Source organism: Rhodoferax sp. ZS1R25 (genome assembly GCF_056521335.1).
The window spans coordinates 1,474,444-1,494,229 of sequence record NZ_JBWMAZ010000001.1; the positions used below are offsets into that span (position 1 = coordinate 1,474,444).

The 19,786-nt window shown below is 62.8% G+C and carries 18 protein-coding genes; all 18 read left to right on the forward strand.

All coding sequences use genetic code 11. The features are described 5' to 3' along the window. Positions 1-92: 92 nt before the first annotated feature. The 18 genes from AC097R_RS07090 to AC097R_RS07175 all read left to right on the forward strand — a co-directional run bounded on the left by AC097R_RS07090 (position 93) and on the right by AC097R_RS07175 (position 19,705). On the forward strand, positions 93-4,016 hold the full coding sequence (locus AC097R_RS07090; protein WP_479597073.1) for a two-partner secretion domain-containing protein: 3,924 nt from the start codon (positions 93-95) through the stop codon (positions 4,014-4,016). After that, a complete protein-coding gene (locus tag AC097R_RS07095; RefSeq protein ID WP_479597075.1) occupies positions 4,004-5,341 on the forward strand; it encodes a FecR family protein in 1,338 nt (445 codons plus the stop codon). The genes AC097R_RS07090 and AC097R_RS07095 overlap by 13 nt, the downstream gene beginning before the upstream one ends. Before the next feature lie 5 nt (positions 5,342-5,346). Continuing rightward, complete coding sequence (locus tag AC097R_RS07100; RefSeq protein ID WP_479597078.1) at positions 5,347-6,957, forward strand: ShlB/FhaC/HecB family hemolysin secretion/activation protein; 1,611 nt, start codon at positions 5,347-5,349, stop codon at positions 6,955-6,957. A gap of 4 nt (positions 6,958-6,961) precedes the next feature. Continuing rightward, positions 6,962-7,375 carry a gamma-butyrobetaine hydroxylase family protein gene (locus AC097R_RS07105; RefSeq protein ID WP_479597080.1) on the forward strand — a complete coding sequence of 138 codons (414 nt, stop codon included), beginning with the start codon at positions 6,962-6,964 and terminating at the stop codon, positions 7,373-7,375. A gap of 70 nt (positions 7,376-7,445) precedes the next feature. After that, complete coding sequence (ubiE, locus tag AC097R_RS07110) at positions 7,446-8,177, forward strand: bifunctional demethylmenaquinone methyltransferase/2-methoxy-6-polyprenyl-1,4-benzoquinol methylase UbiE (RefSeq protein ID WP_479597082.1); 732 nt, start codon at positions 7,446-7,448, stop codon at positions 8,175-8,177. 22 nt (positions 8,178-8,199) lie between these two features. Next, complete coding sequence (locus AC097R_RS07115; protein ID WP_479597084.1) at positions 8,200-9,180, forward strand: Tim44 domain-containing protein; 981 nt, start codon at positions 8,200-8,202, stop codon at positions 9,178-9,180. Positions 9,181-9,252: 72 nt separating this feature from the next. Next, complete coding sequence (locus tag AC097R_RS07120; protein ID WP_479597086.1) at positions 9,253-9,768, forward strand: SCP2 sterol-binding domain-containing protein; 516 nt, start codon at positions 9,253-9,255, stop codon at positions 9,766-9,768. Continuing rightward, positions 9,765-11,330 (forward strand): ubiquinone biosynthesis regulatory protein kinase UbiB, encoded by a 1,566-nt coding sequence (gene ubiB, locus AC097R_RS07125; RefSeq protein WP_479597088.1) that lies wholly within the window; start codon positions 9,765-9,767, stop codon positions 11,328-11,330. The genes AC097R_RS07120 and ubiB overlap by 4 nt, the downstream gene beginning before the upstream one ends. A 51-nt stretch (positions 11,331-11,381) precedes the next feature. Continuing rightward, positions 11,382-11,717, forward strand: coding sequence for an FmdB family zinc ribbon protein (locus AC097R_RS07130; RefSeq protein WP_479597090.1), 336 nt, complete (start codon positions 11,382-11,384; stop codon positions 11,715-11,717). Between the two features lie 30 nt (positions 11,718-11,747). Beyond that, positions 11,748-12,368, forward strand: coding sequence for a DUF502 domain-containing protein (locus AC097R_RS07135; protein ID WP_479598106.1), 621 nt, complete (start codon positions 11,748-11,750; stop codon positions 12,366-12,368). Between the two features lie 39 nt (positions 12,369-12,407). Next, positions 12,408-14,222, forward strand: coding sequence for an aspartate--tRNA ligase (gene aspS, locus AC097R_RS07140; RefSeq protein ID WP_479597092.1), 1,815 nt, complete (start codon positions 12,408-12,410; stop codon positions 14,220-14,222). A 72-nt stretch (positions 14,223-14,294) separates the two neighbouring features. Continuing rightward, positions 14,295-14,798, forward strand: a complete 504-nt coding sequence (gene nudB / locus AC097R_RS07145) for a dihydroneopterin triphosphate diphosphatase (protein ID WP_479597094.1) — start codon at positions 14,295-14,297, stop codon at positions 14,796-14,798. Next, positions 14,795-15,535, forward strand: a complete 741-nt coding sequence (locus tag AC097R_RS07150; RefSeq protein WP_479597096.1) for an endonuclease/exonuclease/phosphatase family protein — start codon at positions 14,795-14,797, stop codon at positions 15,533-15,535. Before nudB ends, AC097R_RS07150 begins: the two co-directional genes overlap by 4 nt. After that, positions 15,532-16,737, forward strand: a complete 1,206-nt coding sequence (clsB, locus tag AC097R_RS07155; RefSeq protein WP_479597098.1) for a cardiolipin synthase ClsB — start codon at positions 15,532-15,534, stop codon at positions 16,735-16,737. Before AC097R_RS07150 ends, clsB begins: the two co-directional genes overlap by 4 nt. 92 nt (positions 16,738-16,829) lie before the next feature. Further along, a complete protein-coding gene (gene folE / locus AC097R_RS07160; RefSeq protein ID WP_479597100.1) occupies positions 16,830-17,549 on the forward strand; it encodes a GTP cyclohydrolase I in 720 nt (239 codons plus the stop codon). Positions 17,550-17,553: 4 nt separating this feature from the next. After that, positions 17,554-17,976, forward strand: a complete 423-nt coding sequence (locus tag AC097R_RS07165) for a BLUF domain-containing protein (protein ID WP_479597103.1) — start codon at positions 17,554-17,556, stop codon at positions 17,974-17,976. 8 nt (positions 17,977-17,984) lie between these two features. After that, a complete protein-coding gene (locus AC097R_RS07170) occupies positions 17,985-18,866 on the forward strand; it encodes an EamA family transporter (RefSeq protein ID WP_479597105.1) in 882 nt (293 codons plus the stop codon). A 5-nt stretch (positions 18,867-18,871) separates the two neighbouring features. After that, entirely contained in the window at positions 18,872-19,705 is an 834-nt protein-coding gene (locus tag AC097R_RS07175; protein WP_479597107.1) for a DUF429 domain-containing protein, read from the forward strand. The last annotated feature ends 81 nt before the right edge of the window (positions 19,706-19,786 follow it).

The following is a 19,786-nucleotide window of genomic DNA, read 5'->3' on the forward strand; positions in this document are numbered from 1 at the left end:
CGTCGGTGTGGGCTTGTCAGGCGGTATGTTGCCGTGCCTGCTGACTCCCTAAGATCGCGGGGCCAGGGTTGTGTTGTCGGGGGGACTCCCATATGTCGAATCGTGCGTCACTGAATCACATTTACCGCACTGTCTGGAACAGTGCGCTGGGCGCTATGGTCGCTGTGGCTGAAATCGCCACCAGTAGCGGGCGCGCAGCGGCCGGTGCAAGCGGCGGTCGTGCACTGGTGTGGCCTGCGGCGTATCCACCGTTGCGGCTGGGAGCACTCTCACTCGCCATTGCGGTGGCGTGGACGGTCGCACCGTCGGCGGCCTTTGCCAACCCCGAAGGCGGCGTGGCCATTGTGGGCACCGCCAATATGGCGGCCACGGGCAATCGGCTGGTGGTGACCACCCAAAACGGCGCTGGCACCAACTATTCGGCCATCAACTGGCAAAGCTTCTCCATCCCGGCCGGTAGCACCACCCATTTTCAGCAGCCCAACGCGGCCAGCACCTCGATCAACCGGGTGGTGACCAACACCCCGTCTCTGTTGTTTGGTACCTTGTCGAGCAATGGCAGTCTGGTGCTGGTGAACCAGGCCGGCATTGCCGTGGGCACAGGGGCTGTGGTGGACACGGCGGGCTTTACCGCGTCGGCCTTGCGCATGTCGGATGCCGACGCGCTGGCGGGGCGCCTGCGCTTTGGTGACGACACAACGTCGACGTCGGGTGTGTCAGTACAGGGCCGCATTCTGGCGCGCAGTGGCGATGTGGTGTTGATTGGCTCCAGCATCAACACGGGCGGCGAAGCGCTGATGGAAGCGCCCAACGGCAGCACGATTTTGGCGGCCGGGCAAAAGGTGGAGCTCACGGGTCGTGGCCTGGAGGGCATTTACCTGCAGGTGCAGGCGCCCACCGACTCTGCGGTGAATCTGGGCACCCTAAAGGCGGGCGCGGTCGGCGTGTTCGCAGGCACGCTGCGCCACAGCGGTGTGATCCAGGCGACCACGGCCACGCTGGAAGGCGGCAAGGTCGTGCTCAAAGCTAGCGGTGACACCTATGTCAGCGGTGACGCCCGCATCGACGCCAGCAGCGCAACAGGCCAGGGCGGCAGCGTGGCCATTTTGGGTAACCGCGTGGCGGTTACCGATCGTGCAGTCGTAGACGCATCCGGGGCTACCGGCGGTGGTGAGATTCTGGTGGGCGGCGACTACCAGGGCAAGAACCCATTGGTGCAAAACGCCAAGGCCGCCTATGTCGGTGCGAATACACAGTTGCTGGCGAACGCCCGCACCAACGGCAACGGCGGTAAGGTCATTGTGTGGTCCGACGATGCGACGCGGTATTTCGGCACCATCAACGCCAACGGTGGCGCCCGCAGCGGAAATGGTGGGACGGTAGAGGTCTCTGGCAAAAACTTTTTGTCTTTTAAGGGCAGAGTGACGACCAGCGCCGCCAATGGCAAAAAAGGCACCTTGCTGCTGGACCCCACCAACATCTATATCGCGGTGGATCAGGCAACTGCAACCGCATTGGGCATGGCGGGAACGGACAACTCCGTGGACCTCGCCGGGCCCACAGTGTTTTCAACGGCGGGAACGCCAACGGACTCTCTGTTGACAACCGCGACGCTGGACGCCGCGTTGGTCTCGAACAACGTGACCGTCAGCACGTCCAGCAGCGGCGGTGGCGCGGGCAATATCGTGGTGGGGTCCAACGTGACCAAGAGCGCCGGTTCCGGTACCACGCTGACGCTGCAAGCTGACAAAGACATTGTGGTGAATGGCGGGGTTGGCATCAGCTCAACCTCGACGGCAAGCCCCTTGGGTGTGGTTTTGAATGCCAGCGGTGCCATTGTGATGAATACCGGCTCCTCGATCACCAGCAAGGGAGGCAACATCACACTGACTGGCGTTGGTAACGCTACCAACACCACCGGCATCAAGCTGACCGGCGCCACACTGAACGCCGGCACGGGCAACATCGGCATCACAGGTACTGGCGTCGCAGGCATTCCCAATATCAACAGTGGCATTGAAATTGGGTCGGGCAGTTCGCTGCTGACCACCAGTGGCAATATCACCCTGAATGGCACGGGCGGTGCCAGTGCGGGTGTTTACAACAACAAGTACGGCATTTACTTGTCCGGCGGAACGATACAGACGGCTACCGGTGCCATTGCGCTCACCGGCACCGGCGGCAGCAACGGCACGTCCTCCAACATGGGGGTGTATCTGGATGGTGGCACGATAAGCGCGACCTCCAGCGGGACCATCGCCATCACAGGCACGGGGGGAGCGGGCAGCACAGGCGGATTGAACTACGGAGTTTTTCTGACCACCGGTATTTCGGCGCTTACCGTGTCGTCGGTCAGTGGGGCGATTTCTATTGATGGCACGGCTACCGGCAATTCCGAGGGGGTGCGTGCTTTCGCGTTTTCGGGCCGACCGATCAACGTGACCTCAACGGGATCCGCAGCGATCAATTTCACGGGTGCCGGTTCGGGCGTAGCGTCGCAGAACAGTTTTCAGCTGGATGGCACCGGCAGTGCGATCACCATAGGTGGTGCCTCGGCTTCAGGTGCTATCAGTTTTGTTGCCAAGGGCGTGCTGGAAGACATCGCGATCACGACAGGCGTGTCCATCCAGAGCACCGGTGCCTTGTCGCTCAAACCATTCACAGGCACTACCAGCATAGGCCTGGGCACTGGCACTGGCGCTTTCACACTGGATGCCACTGAGCTTGGCGCCCTGACCAACGGGTTCTCCAACATCACCATTGGTGGCGCCACGCACAGCGGGTTGATCACAGTGGGGACATCGACCTTTCAAGACAACCTCACGCTGGAAACCACAGGCGGAATTAGCTTTTCAGGCGCTTTGACGTCGTCCGGCAATACCGTGGCTTTGAAATTTGGGGGTGCTGGGGTGACTCAGTCGGCGGGTGCCACTGTTACTGCGAGTGGCTTGGTATTGCAAGGAACTGGCTTGGTCACCATGACAGAGGCAAATGCTGTGTCGACTCTCAGCGCGAACCTTTCCGGCAATACAAATCAGTCGAGCTATTGGAATACGGGAGCATTGAGTTTGGGCGCTATCACGTCCACCGCTGGATTGAGTATCAAGACAGCCGGTGGGGCTTTGACCCAATCAGGTGCAGTTTCCTTCGGCGGCGGTACCACGACAGCGTTGGATTCCGGTGGAGGAGCTATTACCCTCACAGATGCTGGAAACCAGTTTCAATCGCTGAACGTAGCCAATGGGGGCGTGGTCTCCATTGTGAACAATGCAACTGCTTTGACTTTGGGGAGTACCGCAACCACGTCACTCAATGTGTATTCGGTCGGAAACCTGAACCTTGCCGGTGCGATCAGTGCATCTGCGGCGGGCGACGCAGTGGTGCTGCGCACCGATGGCACGATGGGCAATTTCACGGCTTCCATCACCACACCCAATGGGCGCTGGTTGGCCTATGTCAAGAGCTTGGCGGGGCATAGCTTTGTTTCCGTACCCGCTTTCAAGCAGTTCAATGCAGCCTATGGCGCGACCGTGCTGGGCACGGGCAATGGCGTGCTCTACGATCCCGCGGTGGTGGCGGTACTGACCGGTACCTTGGGCGGCTCCGTCACCAAGGCCTATGACGGGACCACTTCAATCAGCCTGGCCGGTGCCACGCTGACGGGGCCAACCGGCTTGCTTGGAGGTTTTACGCCCGTGGGCACGATCACGCTGTCCGGCACCGGCACGCTGAGCAGCCCTGATATCGGCACCGGCATCAACACCACCGTCAGCAATGCCACGGTGGACATGATGGTGGATGCAGGGGGGCTCAAGGTGTATGGCTACAAGGCCAACACCAGCGGCACCATTGGCACCGTGACCAAGGCAGTGAATACGTTGCAGCCGTTTGCCGGCAGCACCACCGCCGATTTCGCCGACAAGTTCGAAACCCTGCTGATCCGTCAGGATGCCCAGGACGACAAGGCCAAGGGGAAAGACGGGCTGGTGGTGGAGGGCGAAATATGCCGAATCTGAAGACACTCGCCGCGGTTTTTGCGCTGGCCTTGGCGTGCGCGTCTGCCGCACTGGCACAGCCAGCCGGGCAGGTGGAGTTTGCACGCGGCGTGGGCTTTGCCCAATCGGCCGGACAGACGCCACGCACGCTGGGCCAGGGCCTGGCCTTGCAGGCGGGTGACCGCCTGACCACGGCGGATGGTGCCTATGCCATCGTCAAGTTGCAGGACGGCACGCAGATGACGGTGCGGCCAAACTCTGACATCCTGATCCAGCAGTACGAATACAAACAAAACGCCGAGAACAACAGCCTGGTGCTGCAGTTGCTGCGCGGTGGCTTCCGCGCCATCACGGGGTTGATCAACAAAAGCACGCCGGGTGCCGCGCGCGTGATCACGGCCACAGCGACTATCGGCATCCGCGGAACCGACTTTGACGCACGCCTGTGCACCACGGACTGCAAGGCCGAATCGGCCAAGGTACCTGACCCGGCCCGCAGCAACATGGTGTTGGCCAGCGCCAAGTTGGTCACGCTGCTGGGTGAGGCCAGCGTGGTGGATGCCACAGGAGCCCGGCGCCGCGTGGTGCCAGGCGGCAGTGTGTACCCCGGTGATGTGGTGGAAACCGGCGTGGGCGCGACCGCGGTTTTCGCGTTTCGCGATGAGAGCCGCGTGACCATTGGCGCCAACACCCGATTCAAGGTGGACAGCTTTGTGTTTGACCAAGCCAACCCGCGCGAAGGGCGCTTCCTGCTCTCGCTGTTGCAAGGGTCCATGCGCGCGCTGACCGGGCTGATTGGCAAGGCCAACCAGCGCAACGTGGGCTTCACCACGGCGACCTCCACCATCGGGATTCGTGGCACGGGGCTGGACATGGACTGCTCCGGCGCAGGCAGCTGCAGTTTCTTTACCTGGCTCGGTTCCATCGAAGTTACGCCCAATGGACAAACCGGCTTGCAGGTACTGGAAGCCGGGCAGGGCTTGTTTGTGAGCCGCGACGAGGTGCGGGTGCTGACCGCGCCCACGCTGGGTGATTTGCCGCGCCCCGATGAGGTTAAGGTAGACATGCAGCAGCTGTTCTCCGGGGGCGCTTTGCCCGAGGGCACGGAAGGTCTGTATGTGTTCGTGCGCGACGGCCATATCGAGATCACCACCGCTTCCGAGGTTCTTCAGTTGGGTCGGGGCGAAGCCGGTTTTGCTGGCGCCAATGGCGACGCAGTGCGCCCCCTGCGCATCCCGCTGTTCCTGGACTTTGACATCGTGCCGCGGCCCGACAGCAAGAACCAGCAGTTGCGCGGTGTACTCAACGATGCGGGCGTGCGCTCCGTCAACCAGTGCCGCGGATGATGCCCATGCCTCACCTCTCCAAGTTTCCGTTGCGCGCGCTGTCTCTGGCCTGTGCCGTCCTGGGTTTTGGGCCGCTGTCTGCGAACGCCCAGCAGGCTCCGGCCCCGGTGCTGGCCTCTGCCAACAACCCCAGTTTTGTGATCCGCGGCTTTGACATCGTGGGTGACAACCCGCTGTCGTCCTCGGAGGTCTCCCGCATCCTCGCGCCCTATCTGCGTAACGACGCCACCATCGAAACGCTGCAAAAAGCCACGCAGGCGCTGGAGGCTGCGCTGAAAGAGCGTGGCTACCTGCTGCACCGGGTGGCGCTACCGCCGCAAGAGGTGGGCGCCACCGTCACCCTCAACATCGTGAAGTTCGTGATTGGCAAGGTGACGATCGAAGGGCGCGAGCGCTACAGCGAGGCCAACCTGCGCACCAGCCTGCCAGAACTGGCCGAAGGCACGGCGCCGAATTTCCAGACCCTGGCGGTGCAAACCGCCATTGCCAACGAGAGCCCTGGCAAGCAGGTGCAGGTGTCGCTGAAGGAATCGGAAGAGCCCGACAAGATCGATGCGCGCATTTTGGTCAAGGAGTCCAAGCCCTGGTATGTGTCCGTGAACGCGGCCAACACGGGTTCCAAGGCCACCGGCAATGACCGCGTGACGCTGACTGCGGGCCACGCCAATATCGCGGACCTGGACCATTCGCTGACGCTGGCCTTCACCACTTCGATGGAGCGCCCGGACGATGTGCGCCAGTACGGCCTCAACTACCGCATCCCCATGTACCGCTGGGGCGGCGTGTTGGGCGCCAACTTCACGCAGTCCGATGTACTGGGAGACTTCGGCTCGTTCAAAAGCACCGGCGCGGGTCAAACAGCTGGCATCAGCTACAACCATTACCTCGCACCGCAGGGCGGCTTTCGCAGCTACCTGCTGCTGGGCGTGGATGACAAGCAGTTCAACGTGACCAAGATCAACGGTGTGCCGCTGGCCGGCCAAGCCACGCGCCGCAGCCTGCCGCTCACGCTGGGCTACAACGCCCGCCTGGAGTCGGACCTGGCCACCTGGGGCTACAACGCCGATGTGGCCATCAACCTGCCCGGTGGTGATGGCAATGACCTGGCGGCTTACCGCACTGAAGACACCCGCATCAGCACGGCCAGTTGGACCGCCGTGCATGGCGGAGCCAATTACCTGGCGGGGCTGGGTGGCGGCTGGCTCTGGGGTGTGCGTGGCCAGTTCCAGTACAGCCCGGACGCGCTGATTGCGGGCGAGCAGTTCGGCATCGGCGGCTCCGGCTCGGTGCGCGGCACGGGCGAGCGGCCCCTCTCTGGCGACAGCGGCCTGTCGCTCTCGGGTGAAATCACCACCCCCGAGCTGGCCCCGGGCTGGCGTGCGCTGGGCTTTGTGGACGCAGGCTGGCTCAGCAACAACAACCCGAATGCCAACAAGCTGGCATCGGACAATATCGCCAGTGTGGGCTTGGGGCTGCGCTATGTGCGCTCCGGGCTCTCGCTGTCGGCCGACTATGGCCGCGTGATCACCGGCAGTGCCTTGCCAGCAGCCAGTGGCACGACCTATCCTCGCGAAGGCGAGGACAAATTGCACATCAACCTTACCGCACGTTTTTAAGACCATGGCCGGACTCACTCCCAACTCTCCCACCCCGCAGGCGCTGACCGTGCACGGCCAGTCCCGGGTGCTGGAGGTCAGTTTTTCGGACGGCGCGCAATTTCGCATCCCGTTTGAGCTGATGCGCATCTACTCGCCGTCGGCCGAAGTGCAGGGCCACGGCCCCGGCCAGGAAACCTTGCAAACCGGCAAGCGCGACGTCGAGCTGGAAGCGCTGGACCCCGTGGGCAACTACGCGGTGCAGCCACGCTTTTCCGATGGCCACGACACAGGTATCTACACATGGGACTACCTGTACTTTCTGGGCTCCCAGGCGGACCGGCTCTGGCAGGAATACGAGGGCAAACTCAAGGCCGCCCACACCGAGCGCGATACACCCATGGCGACCAAGGGCGGGCACAGCTGCGCCAGCCATTAAAATTGCTATTGTTTCAGGAGCTACTCGCGCATATTCCGCGGGGGCTAGAGCCACTTTTTACTCACAACCCATGACAAACACCCATTTCGGCTTCAAGACCGTCGATGAATCGGAGAAGGCCAGCCACGTGCGTGGCGTGTTCGATTCGGTCGCACCCAAATACGACCTGATGAACGACCTGATGTCGGCCGGCCTGCACCGCGGCTGGAAGGCCTACACCGTGCTGGTGGCCAACCTGAAGGAAGGTGACAAGGCGCTGGACATTGCCGGCGGCACCGGCGACCTAGCCCTGGCTTTCTCCAAAAAGGTCGGCAAAAGCGGGCAGGTGGTGCATACGGATATCAACGAAGCCATGCTCTCCACTGGCCGCAACCGCCTGCTGGACGCTGGTGTGGTGCTGCCCACGCTGGTCTGCGACGCGGAAAAGTTGCCTTTTTCCGACAACCACTTCAACGTGGTCAGTGTGGCTTTTGGCCTGCGCAACATGACCCACAAGGACCTCGCCCTGGCCGAGATGAACCGGGTGCTAAAACCCGGCGGCAAGCTGCTTGTGCTGGAGTTCTCCAAAGTGGCGCCACCACTGGAGAAAGTCTACGATTGGTATTCCTTCAAGGTGCTGCCGCGCCTGGGCAAATTGATTGCTGGGGATGACGCCAGCTACCGCTATCTGGCGGAGTCCATCCGCATGCATCCGGGCCAGCAAGAGCTAAAGACCATGATGCACAAAGTGGGCTTTGGACATGTGGACTATCACAACTTGACTGGCGGCATTGCCGCATTGCATGTTGGAATCAAGTGCTGAGAACAATCATTTTGGAGAAATCATGAAATTGTGGGCTTTGGGTTTGGCGCTGGTGTTGTCCTTGTCGGGCATCAACGCAGAGGCCGCCAAACGCTTCGGCGGCGGTAAGTCGTTCGGCAAGCAGTCCAGCAATGTGACGCAACGTGAAGCCGCGCCTGCGGCACCTGCCGCCCCCGCACAGGGCATGAACAACGCGGCGGCCAAACCGGCTCCGGCAGCCCCCGCGCCTGCGGTGGCTCCCAAGCGCCCCTGGGGCGCCATGCTCGGCGGTCTGGCCGCTGGCTTGGGCCTGGCTTGGCTGGCCAATTCCTTGGGCATGGGTGCGGCCTTTGGCAACATCCTGATGTTCGGCCTGCTGGCCCTGGGCGTGATGATGCTGGTGGGCTGGTTCATGCGCAGCCGCAAACCCGCAGTGTCGCAAGCATCGCCCTTCGCCTTCCAGGGCGCGGGCGCTTCGCCTGCACCATTGGCCAAACCCTACCGCACGGAAAACGTGGGCAACGATGCGTCGGCCCGGCCCTGGGAGCGCAACAGCATGGCGTTTGAAGCGCCACAGCAACCGCCCCAAGGAGGCTCCATGATCGGCTCTGCCTTGCTGGGCTCGCAAACCTGGGGTGTGCCTGCCGGTTTTGACAGCGAAGGCTTCCTGAAGTCGGCCAAGTCCAATTTTGTGACGCTGCAGGCAGCGTGGGACCGTTCGGACATCCCGGCTCTGCGGGCCATGATGACGGATGACATGCTCAAGGAAATCCAGACCCAGCTGTCCGAGCGCGAGACCCACACGGGTGCCGATGCCAACCTGACCGAGGTAGTGATGATCGAGGCCCGCCTGCTGGGCATCGAAGAGCTGCCCGACGAGTACATGGCCAGCGTGGAGTTCTCCGGCATGATCCGCGAAGAGCCCTCCGCCGGCCCCAGCCCGTTCCGCGAAGTCTGGAACATGACCAAGTCCAAGTCCGGCACCAGCGGCTGGCTGGTGGCGGGCGTGCAGGCCCTGCAATAGCGCACACGGGGTTTCAGGGAATAATGGGGGACTATGGCAACACAGTCCCCTTTTTCTATGCTGGAAGGCTTTTTGAAAGCACTTCCGACCCCTCCCGCCCCCCCCGCTTGGGCCATTGAAGAAAGCCACCGCCGGGTGGTGCTCTTGCTCAACCATGTGCTGCAGCAAGAACCCCAGGCTATGGAGCGCCTGGCGCGCCAAAAGGGGCGGGTGGTGCTCAGCCAGTGGCGCGAGTTCACCTTCAAGGTGCAGGCCACACCCGCCGGCCTGTTGGACCTGGCCCCGGCCGACGCCACTGCCGACTTGACGCTGGTGATCACCGACGAATCCCCCTTTGCCATTGCCCAGGCCTTGATGCAGGGTGGCAAGCCCAAGGTACGCATCGAGGGGGATGTGCAGCTGGCTGCCGAGATCAACTGGCTAGCCGACCATGTGCGCTGGGATGTGGAAGAAGACCTCTCGCGCATTCTGGGTGACGCCCCGGCCCATCTGTTCATGCAAACCGGACGCAGCTTTGCCCAGGCACTGCAGCAGTTTGTGGGCAAGCGTGCCGCGCCGTCTGACGCTGCCTCCGGCACTGCCGCATGACCCGTCTGAGCCGCGGCGTTTTTATCGTCTGGGTAGCGCTGCGCTATGGGCTGGACGAGCTGGTGCTCACCAGTTTTCAGAAGCCCTGGCTGCACCTGCTCGCCCGCATTGTCTCGGTAGGCCGCAAACTGGATGCCCCACGCGGCCAGCGCCTGCGTGAAGCGCTGGAGCGCCTGGGCCCCATTTTTGTGAAGTTCGGCCAGGTGCTGTCTACCCGGCGTGATCTGCTGCCGCTGGACATTGCCAACGAACTGGCCAAGCTGCAGGACCGCGTGCCCCCATTTCCCTCCGACTTGGCTGTGGCCATCGTGGAGCGGGCCTTGGGCAAGCCCGTCGACGAATTGTTTGTGTCGTTTGACCGCACGCCCGTGGCCAGCGCATCCATTGCGCAAGTGCACTTCGCGGTGCTGCGCGACCGCCAGGGCCGTGAGCGCGAGGTGGCCGTCAAAGTGCTGCGCCCCGACATGCTCAACGTCATCGACAAAGACCTGAGCCTCATGCGCATGATGGCCGGCTGGGTCGAGGGCCTGTCGGCCGACGGCAAACGCCTGAAGCCGCGCGAGGTGGTGGCCGAGTTCGACAAGTACCTGCACGACGAGCTGGACCTAGTGCGCGAGGCCTCCAGCGCGGCCCAACTGCGCCGCAACATGGAGGGGCTGCACCTGGTACTGATTCCCGAGATGCTGTGGGACTACTGCACCACCGATGTGCTGGTGATGGAGCGCATGGTGGGTGTGCCCATCAGCCAGATGGACCGGCTGCGTGCCGCGGGGGTAGACATCCCCAAGCTGGCGCGCGATGGCGTCACCATTTTCTTCACCCAGGTGTTTCGCGATGGCTTTTTCCATGCCGACATGCACCCGGGCAACATCCAGGTCAGCCTGGACCCAGCCACGTTTGGCCGCTATATCTCGCTGGACTTCGGCATCGTGGGCACGCTCACCGAGGTCGACAAAGAATACCTGGCGCAAAACTTTGTGGCGTTCTTCCGGCGCGACTACAAGCGTGTGGCCGAGCTGCACATCGAATCGGGCTGGGTGCCAGCCAGTACCCGAGTGGACGAGCTGGAGGCGGCGGTACGCGCGGTGTGCGAGCCTTATTTCGACCGGCCGTTGAAGGAAATTTCGCTGGGCATGGTGCTGATGCGCCTGTTCCAGACCTCACGCCGCTTCCATGTGGAAATCCAGCCGCAGCTGGTGCTGCTGCAAAAAACCCTGCTCAATATCGAGGGCCTCGGCCGCGAGCTGGACCCTGAGCTGGACCTGTGGGCCACGGCCAAGCCTTTTTTAGAGCAGTGGATGCTGGAGCAGGTGGGCCCGCAAAAGCTCATCAATGAGCTCAAGGCCCAGGCTCCGCGCTACGCCAAGCTGATCCCCGAGCTGCCTGCGCTGCTGCACCAGTTTTTGCAGCAACGCGGTACCGATAACAGCCAGTTGGTGCACGAGTTGTTGCTGGAACAAAAGCGCACGAACCGCTTGCTGCAGACCCTGGTGGCCGCGGTCATAGGTTTCGCGCTGGGTATGGTGGTGATGCAGATTGTGGTGCGCGTTGGAGTTTTCTAAGCGCCACTTATAATGGAAAGCTTTGCAACTTGATGTCAGAGCCATACTTCCATGCCCATATACGCCTATAAATGCGAGTCCTGCGGGTTTGCCAAGGACGTATTGCAAAAAATCTCCGACGCGCCTCTGCAAGACTGCCCCACCTGCGGGCAATCCACGTTCAAAAAGCAGCTGACCGCTGCCGGCTTTCAGCTCAAAGGCTCCGGCTGGTACGTGACCGACTTCAAGGGCGGCAGCGCACCGGCCACCAGCGTAGCGCCAGCCACCGGCGATAGCGCCGCGGCCCCGGCCGCCAAGACCGATGCCGCGCCCGCCGCTACGACGCCGGCAGTCGCCAGCCCTAGCAGCCCCACGCCTGCAGCCACCCCGCCCAAATCGACCCCCTGACCCGCCTGCAGAACTGGAAACACCGTGCCCATCAAAAAATACCTGATCACCGGCCTGCTGGTCTGGCTGCCACTGGCCATCACCGTCTGGGTGATTCTGTGGATGGTCGGCATTCTGGACGGCATCTTTGGTGGGGTCCTCACCGGGTTTGAGGCGTTGCTGCCGGTGGCCGCCTTGCCGATGATCGACAAGCTGCGCGCCATCCATGGTCTGGGCGTGATTCTGGTGGTGCTGGCGCTGCTGCTCACCGGTGCGCTGGTGTCCAACGTGGCGGGCCGTTGGCTGGTACGCCAGTGGGACCGCTTGTTCACCAACATTCCCATCGTCAAATCGATCTACAACAGCGTCAAGAAAGTATCCGACACGCTGTTTTCCAGCAATGGCAATGCCTTTCGCACGGCCTTGCTGATCCAGTACCCGCGCGCGGGCAGCTGGACGATTGCGTTCCAGACCGGTACGCCCAGTGGTGAAGTCCAAAAACACCTGAACGGCGAATTCGTCAGCGTGTACGTCCCCACCACGCCCAACCCCACCAGCGGGTTCTTTCTGATGCTGCCCAGGGCGGATGTGATCGAACTGGACATGAGTGTGGACGAAGCCCTGACCTATGTGATCTCCATGGGTTCTGTGGCGCCCCAACCAACCCATTAACAACCCGCCGCCTTTGGGGCGGCGAACTGAAAGCAAGCTATGGCCATGCGCTCCCACTATTGCGGTCTTGTGACCGAAGCCCTGTTGGGCGAAACCGTAACCCTGTGTGGTTGGGTGAACCGTCGCCGTGACCACGGTGGTGTGATTTTTGTGGACGTGCGCGACCGCGAAGGCTATGTGCAGGTGGTCTGCGATCCCGACCGTGCCGACATGTTCAAGGTGGCCGAAGACATCCGCAACGAATACTGCGTGCAGATCAAGGGCCTGGTGCGCGCGCGCCCTGCAGGCACGACCAACGACAACCTGAAGAGCGGGAAGATCGAAGTGCTGTGCCACGAGCTGACGGTGCTCAACGCCTCGGTCACGCCTCCATTCCAGATCGACGACGAGAACCTGTCCGAGACCACCCGCCTGACGCACCGTGTGCTGGATCTGCGCCGCCCCTACATGCAGAACAACCTGATGCTGCGTTACCGCGTGTCCATGGAAGTGCGCAAGTTCCTGGATGCCAACGGCTTCGTCGACATCGAAACCCCCATGCTGACCAAGAGCACGCCCGAGGGCGCGCGCGATTACCTGGTGCCTAGCCGTGTCCACGATGGCATGTTTTTCGCGCTGCCCCAGTCGCCCCAGTTGTTCAAACAGTTGTTGATGGTGGCCGGTTTTGACCGTTACTACCAGATCACCAAGTGCTTCCGTGACGAAGACTTGCGCGCTGATCGCCAACCCGAATTCACCCAGATCGATATCGAGACTTCGTTCCTGACCGAGGAAGACATCCGCGCGATGTTCCAGGGCATGATCACCACGGTGTTCAAGAACACCATCGGCGTGGACCTGGGCGAGTTCCCGGTCATGACCTACCAGGACGCTGCTCGCCTGTACGGCTCCGACAAGCCTGACTTGCGCGTGAACCTGCAGTTCGCAGAACTGACCGACGTGATGAAGGACGTGGACTTCAAGGTCTTCTCCGGCGCCGCCACGATGAAGGGCGGCCGTGTGGTGGCTCTGCGCGTGCCTGGTGGCTCTGTCGAAGGCGGCGGTATCAGCCGCGGTGAGATCGATGCCTACACCGAGTTCGTCAAGATCTACGGTGCCAAGGGCTTGGCCTACATCCGCGTCAACGAGTTGGCCATGGGCCGCGACGGTCTGCAAAGCCCCATCGTCAAGAACATCCACGACGTGGCCTTGGCTGCGGTGCTGGAGCGCACGGGCGCACAAGACGGCGACCTGATCTTCTTCGGTGCCGACAAGGAAAAAATCGTCAACGACGCCATTGGCGCGCTGCGTATCAAGATCGGCCACAGCGAGTTTGGCAAGAAAAACGGCCTGTTCACCGCGGGCTGGAAGCCCCTGTGGGTGGTGGATTTCCCCATGTTCGAGTTCGACGAGGAAAACCAACGCTACACCGCGGTGCACCACCCCTTCACCGCGCCCAAGGCCGGTCACGAAGACTGGATGGTCACTGCGCCCGAGAAGTGCATCTCGCAAGGCTACGACATGGTCTTGAACGGCTGGGAAATGGGTGGTGGTTCGGTCCGTATCCACCGTGCCGACGTGCAGCAGAAAGTGTTCGACGCGCTGAAGATCACGCCCGAAGAAGCCCAGCTGAAGTTTGGCTTCCTGCTGGATGCGCTGCAGTACGGCGCGCCCCCGCACGGCGGCCTGGCCTTCGGTCTGGACCGTATCGTCACGCTGATGACCGGCGCCGAGTCCATCCGTGACGTGATCGCCTTCCCCAAGACCCAGCGTGCCCAGTGTTTGCTGACCCAGGCGCCCAGCCCGGTAGACGAAAAACAGCTGCGCGAACTGCATATCCGTTTGCGCAACCTGGACGCTGTGAAAGCGGCCTAATCCTACAAGCGCAGCCGCAGGGCTGGTGCACAATGAAAGGGCGCTCTGTGAGCGCCCTTTTTGTTTGCCTCCATGCCCAAGCCCAAGTCTTTCAAAATCCCGCAGTCGGTGCTGGTGGTGATCTACACCCCGGCTTGGGACGTGCTGCTGATCCGCCGCACCGAGGCGGACCCGGACGCGCCAGCCTTCTGGCAGTCGGTCACGGGCAGCAAGGATGCGCTGGACGAGCCCTGGGCCGACACCGCCGCGCGTGAGGTGCTGGAAGAAACCGGCCTGGACTGCACGCCGGGCAGCGCGCTGGCGCCGCATTTGCGTGATTGGGGGCTGGAGAACATCTACGGCATCTACCCACGCTGGCTGCACCGCTACGCGCCGGGCGTCACGCACAACACCGAGCGTGTGTTTGGCCTGCAGGTGCCCGACGGGGCGGTGGTGCAGCTGAACCCGCGCGAGCACACCGACTACCAGTGGCTGCCCTACGACGCCGCCGCGGACGCCTGCTTTTCTCCCTCGAATGCGGAGGCGATCTTGCAGTTGCCCCACTACGCCAAACAGCGTCTGGGCACCGTGGCATGACCCGGCTGCGCATTGCCACTTACAACATCCACAAGGGCGTGCAGGGCCTGGGGCCCGTGCGCCGGCTGGAGATCCACAACCTGGGCCATGGCGTGGAGCAGCTCGATGCCGATGTGGTTTGCCTGCAAGAGGTGCGCAAGGTGCACCACCGGGAGGCGGCGCACTTTGCCCACTGGCCCGAGTTGCCACAGGCCGATTTTCTGGCACCTGAGGGCTATGTGGCCGTCTACCGTACCAACGCCGTGACCCGCCATGGCGAGCATGGCAATGCGCTGCTCTCGCGCTGGCCCGTGGTGGCGCACCAGCACGAAGACATGTCGGACCACCGCTTTGAGCAACGTGGCCTGTTGCATGTGGAGCTGCTGATCGAAGGGCGTGCCGTGCATGTGCTGGTGGTGCACCTGGGGCTGATCCGCGGCAGCCGCGTGCGCCAGTTGGGCCAGTTGGTGGAGTTCATTGCGCGCGAGATTCCGCAGGACGCCCCGTTGGTGGTGGCGGGTGACTTCAACGATGGTGCTGCTGTGGTGTCGCGCTTGCTGGCGCCTGCGGGCCTGCGGGCCTTCACCACGGGGCGCTATCCCACGTTTCCCTCGCGCCTGCCGTTGGTGCAGCTGGACCATGTGCTGGCCCGCGGTATGCAGCCGGTAGGCATCACCGTGCCGCATGGCCGCAACTGGTGGCGCATGTCGGACCACCTGCCGCTGATCGCCGAATTTGAGTGGGCGGATGCGCGGTGACCGATGTTCCCTACACACCCGGCCACCACCTGGCGTTGCTACAGGGCGGTACCGAGTACTTCCCTGCGCTGATTGCCGCCATCGACGCCAGCACGCAAGAGGTGCGCTTGGAGACCTATATTTTCAGCTTCGACCCGCAAGGCGAGGGCGTGGCTGCCGCCCTCGAACGGGCCGCACAGCGCGGAGCACAGGTGATGGTGGTGCTGGATGGTGTGGGTACCCCCGAAGTGCCATTCGCCTGGCAGCAGCGCTGGGATGGTGCGGGCGTGCATTGGCATCGCTTCAAGCCACTGGGTCGCTTGGGCCTGCTGATTCCGGGCCGCTGGCGCCGTCTGCACCGCAAGCTGGCCGTGGTGGATGGGCGGATTGCGTTTTGCGGTGGCATCAATGTGCTGGATGACCTCTACGACCCCAACTATGGCCAGCTGACCTCGCCACGGTTTGATTTTGCGGTGCAGGTGCAGGGCCCGTTGGTGGCCGATGTGCACCGCACCATGCGGCAATTTTGGGGGCGGCTGCAGGCCACGCGCCAGCTGGAACGGCTGGAGTGGTCGCAGGCCAAGGCCTCGCTGGTCAGTGCCGCTCAGGCTGCCCAGGCGGTGCCCGCGGGCGCGGGCGACGCCACGGGTTCTCCCGCCGCATTGGTGCTGCGCGACAACGTACGCCACCGTGCCCGCATCGAGCGGGCCTACCGCAAGGCGCTGGGCGCCGCCCAGCACGAGGTCATCATTGCCAACGCCTACTTTCTGCCGGGTGGCAAGCTGCGCCGGGCGCTGATGCATGCGGCGCGGCGCGGCGTGCGCGTGTGCCTGTTGCTCAATGGCGAGTACGAGTACTTCATGCAGTACCACGGAGCGCGCCCGGTGTACGGCGCGCTGCTGGACGCCGGCGTGGAAATCCATGAATACGCGGCCGGTTTTCTGCATGCCAAGGTGGCGGTGGTCGACGGGCAGTGGGCCACCGTGGGTTCGTCCAACCTGGACCCACTGAGCCTGCTGCTGGCGCGTGAGGCCAATGTGGTGGTGCAGGACCCGGTGTTTGCCGCCCAGTTACGCCAGGCCCTGCTGCAGGCCATTGCCGAACACGGACGCCGCCTGGACGGTATCGCCCATGCGCGGCGGCCTCTGGGCCAGCGCGCGCTGGACTGGTTGGCCTATGGCCTGATGCGCCTGACCCTGGTGCTGACCGGGCGTCGCTATTAAATTAATAGCTGCTTGCGCAATGAATACGGGGGCTGGAGGCCAAAAACCTTATAAATACAGAGCGGCCAAAGGCTGGTAACATCATTCCAACCATGAACACCCAGAGCACCATGAACCCCACCGATGCCGACGAAGGAACCCCGGTTTCCGTCAAGATCCGCGAGCGCATCCAGGCGTCGCGCAAGCGCTTCCATGCCAACGACAACATTGCCCCTTTCATCCAACCCGGCGAGCTAGAACTGCTGTTGGACGAGGTGGAAGACAAGATGAAGGGCGTATTGAACAGCCTGGTCATCGACATTGAGCACGACCACAACACCGACAACACCGCCCGCCGTGTGGCCAAGATGTATGTCAACGAGGTGTTTCGCGGCCGCTACGTGCCCGCGCCCAGCATCACCGAGTTCCCCAATGTGGGCCACCTCAACGAGTTGATGATCGTCGGCCCCATCGTCGTGCGCAGTGCGTGCAGCCACCACTTCTGCCCGGTGATCGGCAAGATCTGGATTGGTGTGATGCCCAATGAGCACACCAATGTGATTGGCCTGTCCAAGTACGCGCGCCTGGCCGAGTGGATCATGGGCCGCCCGCAGATCCAGGAAGAGGCCGTGGTGCAGCTGGCCGACCTGATCCAGGAAAAAACACAACCCGATGGCCTGGCCATCGTGATGGAGGCCAGCCACTACTGCATGGCCTGGCGGGGTGTGAAGGACATGGACAGCAAGATGATCAACTCGGTCATGCGCGGCGTGTTCCTCAAAGACCCCACCTTGCGTCGCGAATTTCTCTCACTGATTCCTCGGAAAGGGTAATGCCATGTTGGTCCGTTTGCTTTACGCCAGCCGTGCGATCGATTTGCGTCCCGAGGCCATCGAGGCCATCCTGACCCAGTCGCGCCACTACAACCCCACCTGCGGCATCACCGGCATTCTTTGCTACGGTGGCGGCATCTTTCTGCAGGCCATCGAAGGCGGCCGCATGGCGGTGAGCGAGCTGTATGGCCACATCCAGAAAGACGTGCGCCACAAAGACGTGGTGCTGCTGCACTACGAAGAAATCACCGAGCGCCGCTTTGGCGGCTGGACCATGGGCCAGGTGAACATGTCCAAGATCAACACCAACATCCTGCTCAAGTACGCTGAAAAGCCTGAGCTGGACCCGTACTCGGTGTCGGGCAAGGTATCCCTTGCTTTGCTGGAAGAGCTGATGGCCACCGCGTCCATCATCGGCAGGGCCTGACCTTTCGGATGCCGGTTAGCGCCCTTGCCCTGGTCATTTTCGCCGGCCTGATCCACGCAAGCTGGAACATCGCGGCCAAGAAGGCCGGGGGCGATGCACGCTTTGCCTGCTTCACCGCGCTGGTATTGATGGTGTTTTGGGCCCCTGTAGGCCTGTGGCTGGGCTGGCAGCAGGTGCCTGGTTGGGGCGCTACCGAATGGACTTTTGTCGCCATCAGCGGCGTGCTGCACGTGGTGTATTACGTGGTGCTGTTGCGCGGTTACCGCAAGGCGGACCTCACTGTGGTCTACCCGCTGGCGCGCGGCTCCGGGCCTCTGCTCTCGTCGCTGGTGGCCATTCTCTTTTTGGGCGAACACATTTCCGCTTTGGGAGGCTTGGGCATCGTGGCTGTGGTGGGGGGCGTGTTTCTGGTGGCCGGGGGCCCTGGGCTGTTTCGCCAGGCGCATGACCCCCTCAAGCACGTGCGTATCCGCAAGGGCATGGTCTATGGTCTGATGACCGGTGTGTTCATCGCCAGCTACACCGTGGTCGATGGCTATGCAGTCAAGGCGCTGCTGCTGTCGCCCATCCTGATCGATTACTTTGGCAACTTTGTGCGGCTCGCATTTTTGCTGCCACCCGTGCTGCGCGACCGCCCGGCGGCGGCGGCCCTGTGGGCGCAGCAATGGAAATATGCGCTCATCGTGGGCATCATCAGCCCCATCTCCTATGTGCTGGTGCTCTACGCCATGCAGGTGGCGCCCATGAGCCATGTGGCGCCTGCGCGCGAGGTGTCCATGCTGTTTGCCGCCTTGCTGGGCGGGCATTTGCTGGGCGAGGGCGATCGGCTGGCCCGCATTGCTGGTGCCGCCTGTATTGGTGTGGGCGTGATGGCCCTGGCCTTGGGGTAGCCGCCATGGCGCTCCTGGTGGGATGTGATTTTTCCAGCAGCCCCTCGCGGCGCAAACAGATCGTGTTGGCGCTGGGCGAACAAGACCGGGGCCGGGTGGTGCTGCAATCGCTGGAGCGCCTGGATTCGCTCGATGCCTTCTCCGCCTGGCTGGCCGTTCCGCGCGGCTGGATAGGCGGTTTTGACTTGCCATTTGGCTTGCCGCGTGAGTTGGTCAGCACTTTGGGCTGGCCGCTAGAGTGGGAGGCTTGCGTTCGCCACTTTGCGTCCTTGCCGCGCGCCGACATCCGAGACATCTTCGCCGCCTTTTGCGCGGCCCGCCCAGTGGGCGGCAAGTTTGCCCACCGTGCCACGGACGGGCCTGCCGGCTCGAGCCCGTCCATGAAATGGGTCAACCCGCCGGTGGCCTACATGCTGCATGCGGGTGTGTCGCGGCTGCTGGATGCTGGGGTGCACCTACCGGGCGTGCAGCCCGCCGTGGCACCCCATGCCGCGTTGCGTGTGGCACTGGAGGCCTACCCCGGCTTGCTCGCACGCGAGGTGTTGGGTACGCGCAGTTACAAAAACGACAATGTGGCCAAGCAAACCCCGGAGCGCCTGATTGCCCGTAAAGACCTGGTGACCGCGCTGGAGATGGGCCAGACGCGCCTGCAGCTGCGCCTCAAACTCAGCCACGCGCAGCACGATGCGCTGGTCGAGGATGCCTCGGGCGATGCACTGGACGCGGTGCTCTGTCTGCTGCAGGCAGCCTGGGGCGAGCGGCAATCGCAAGCTGGCCACGCCTGCTATGGCCTGCCCGCGAATCTAGACGCCTTGGAAGGCTGGATATTGACCGCCTAGGGAGGGTAAATTCCCGTAAAAGGTGGTTTATGCAGGCCAAGGGTGTGGAAAAACCGCGGGCAGTGGTGTAAAAGGACATTG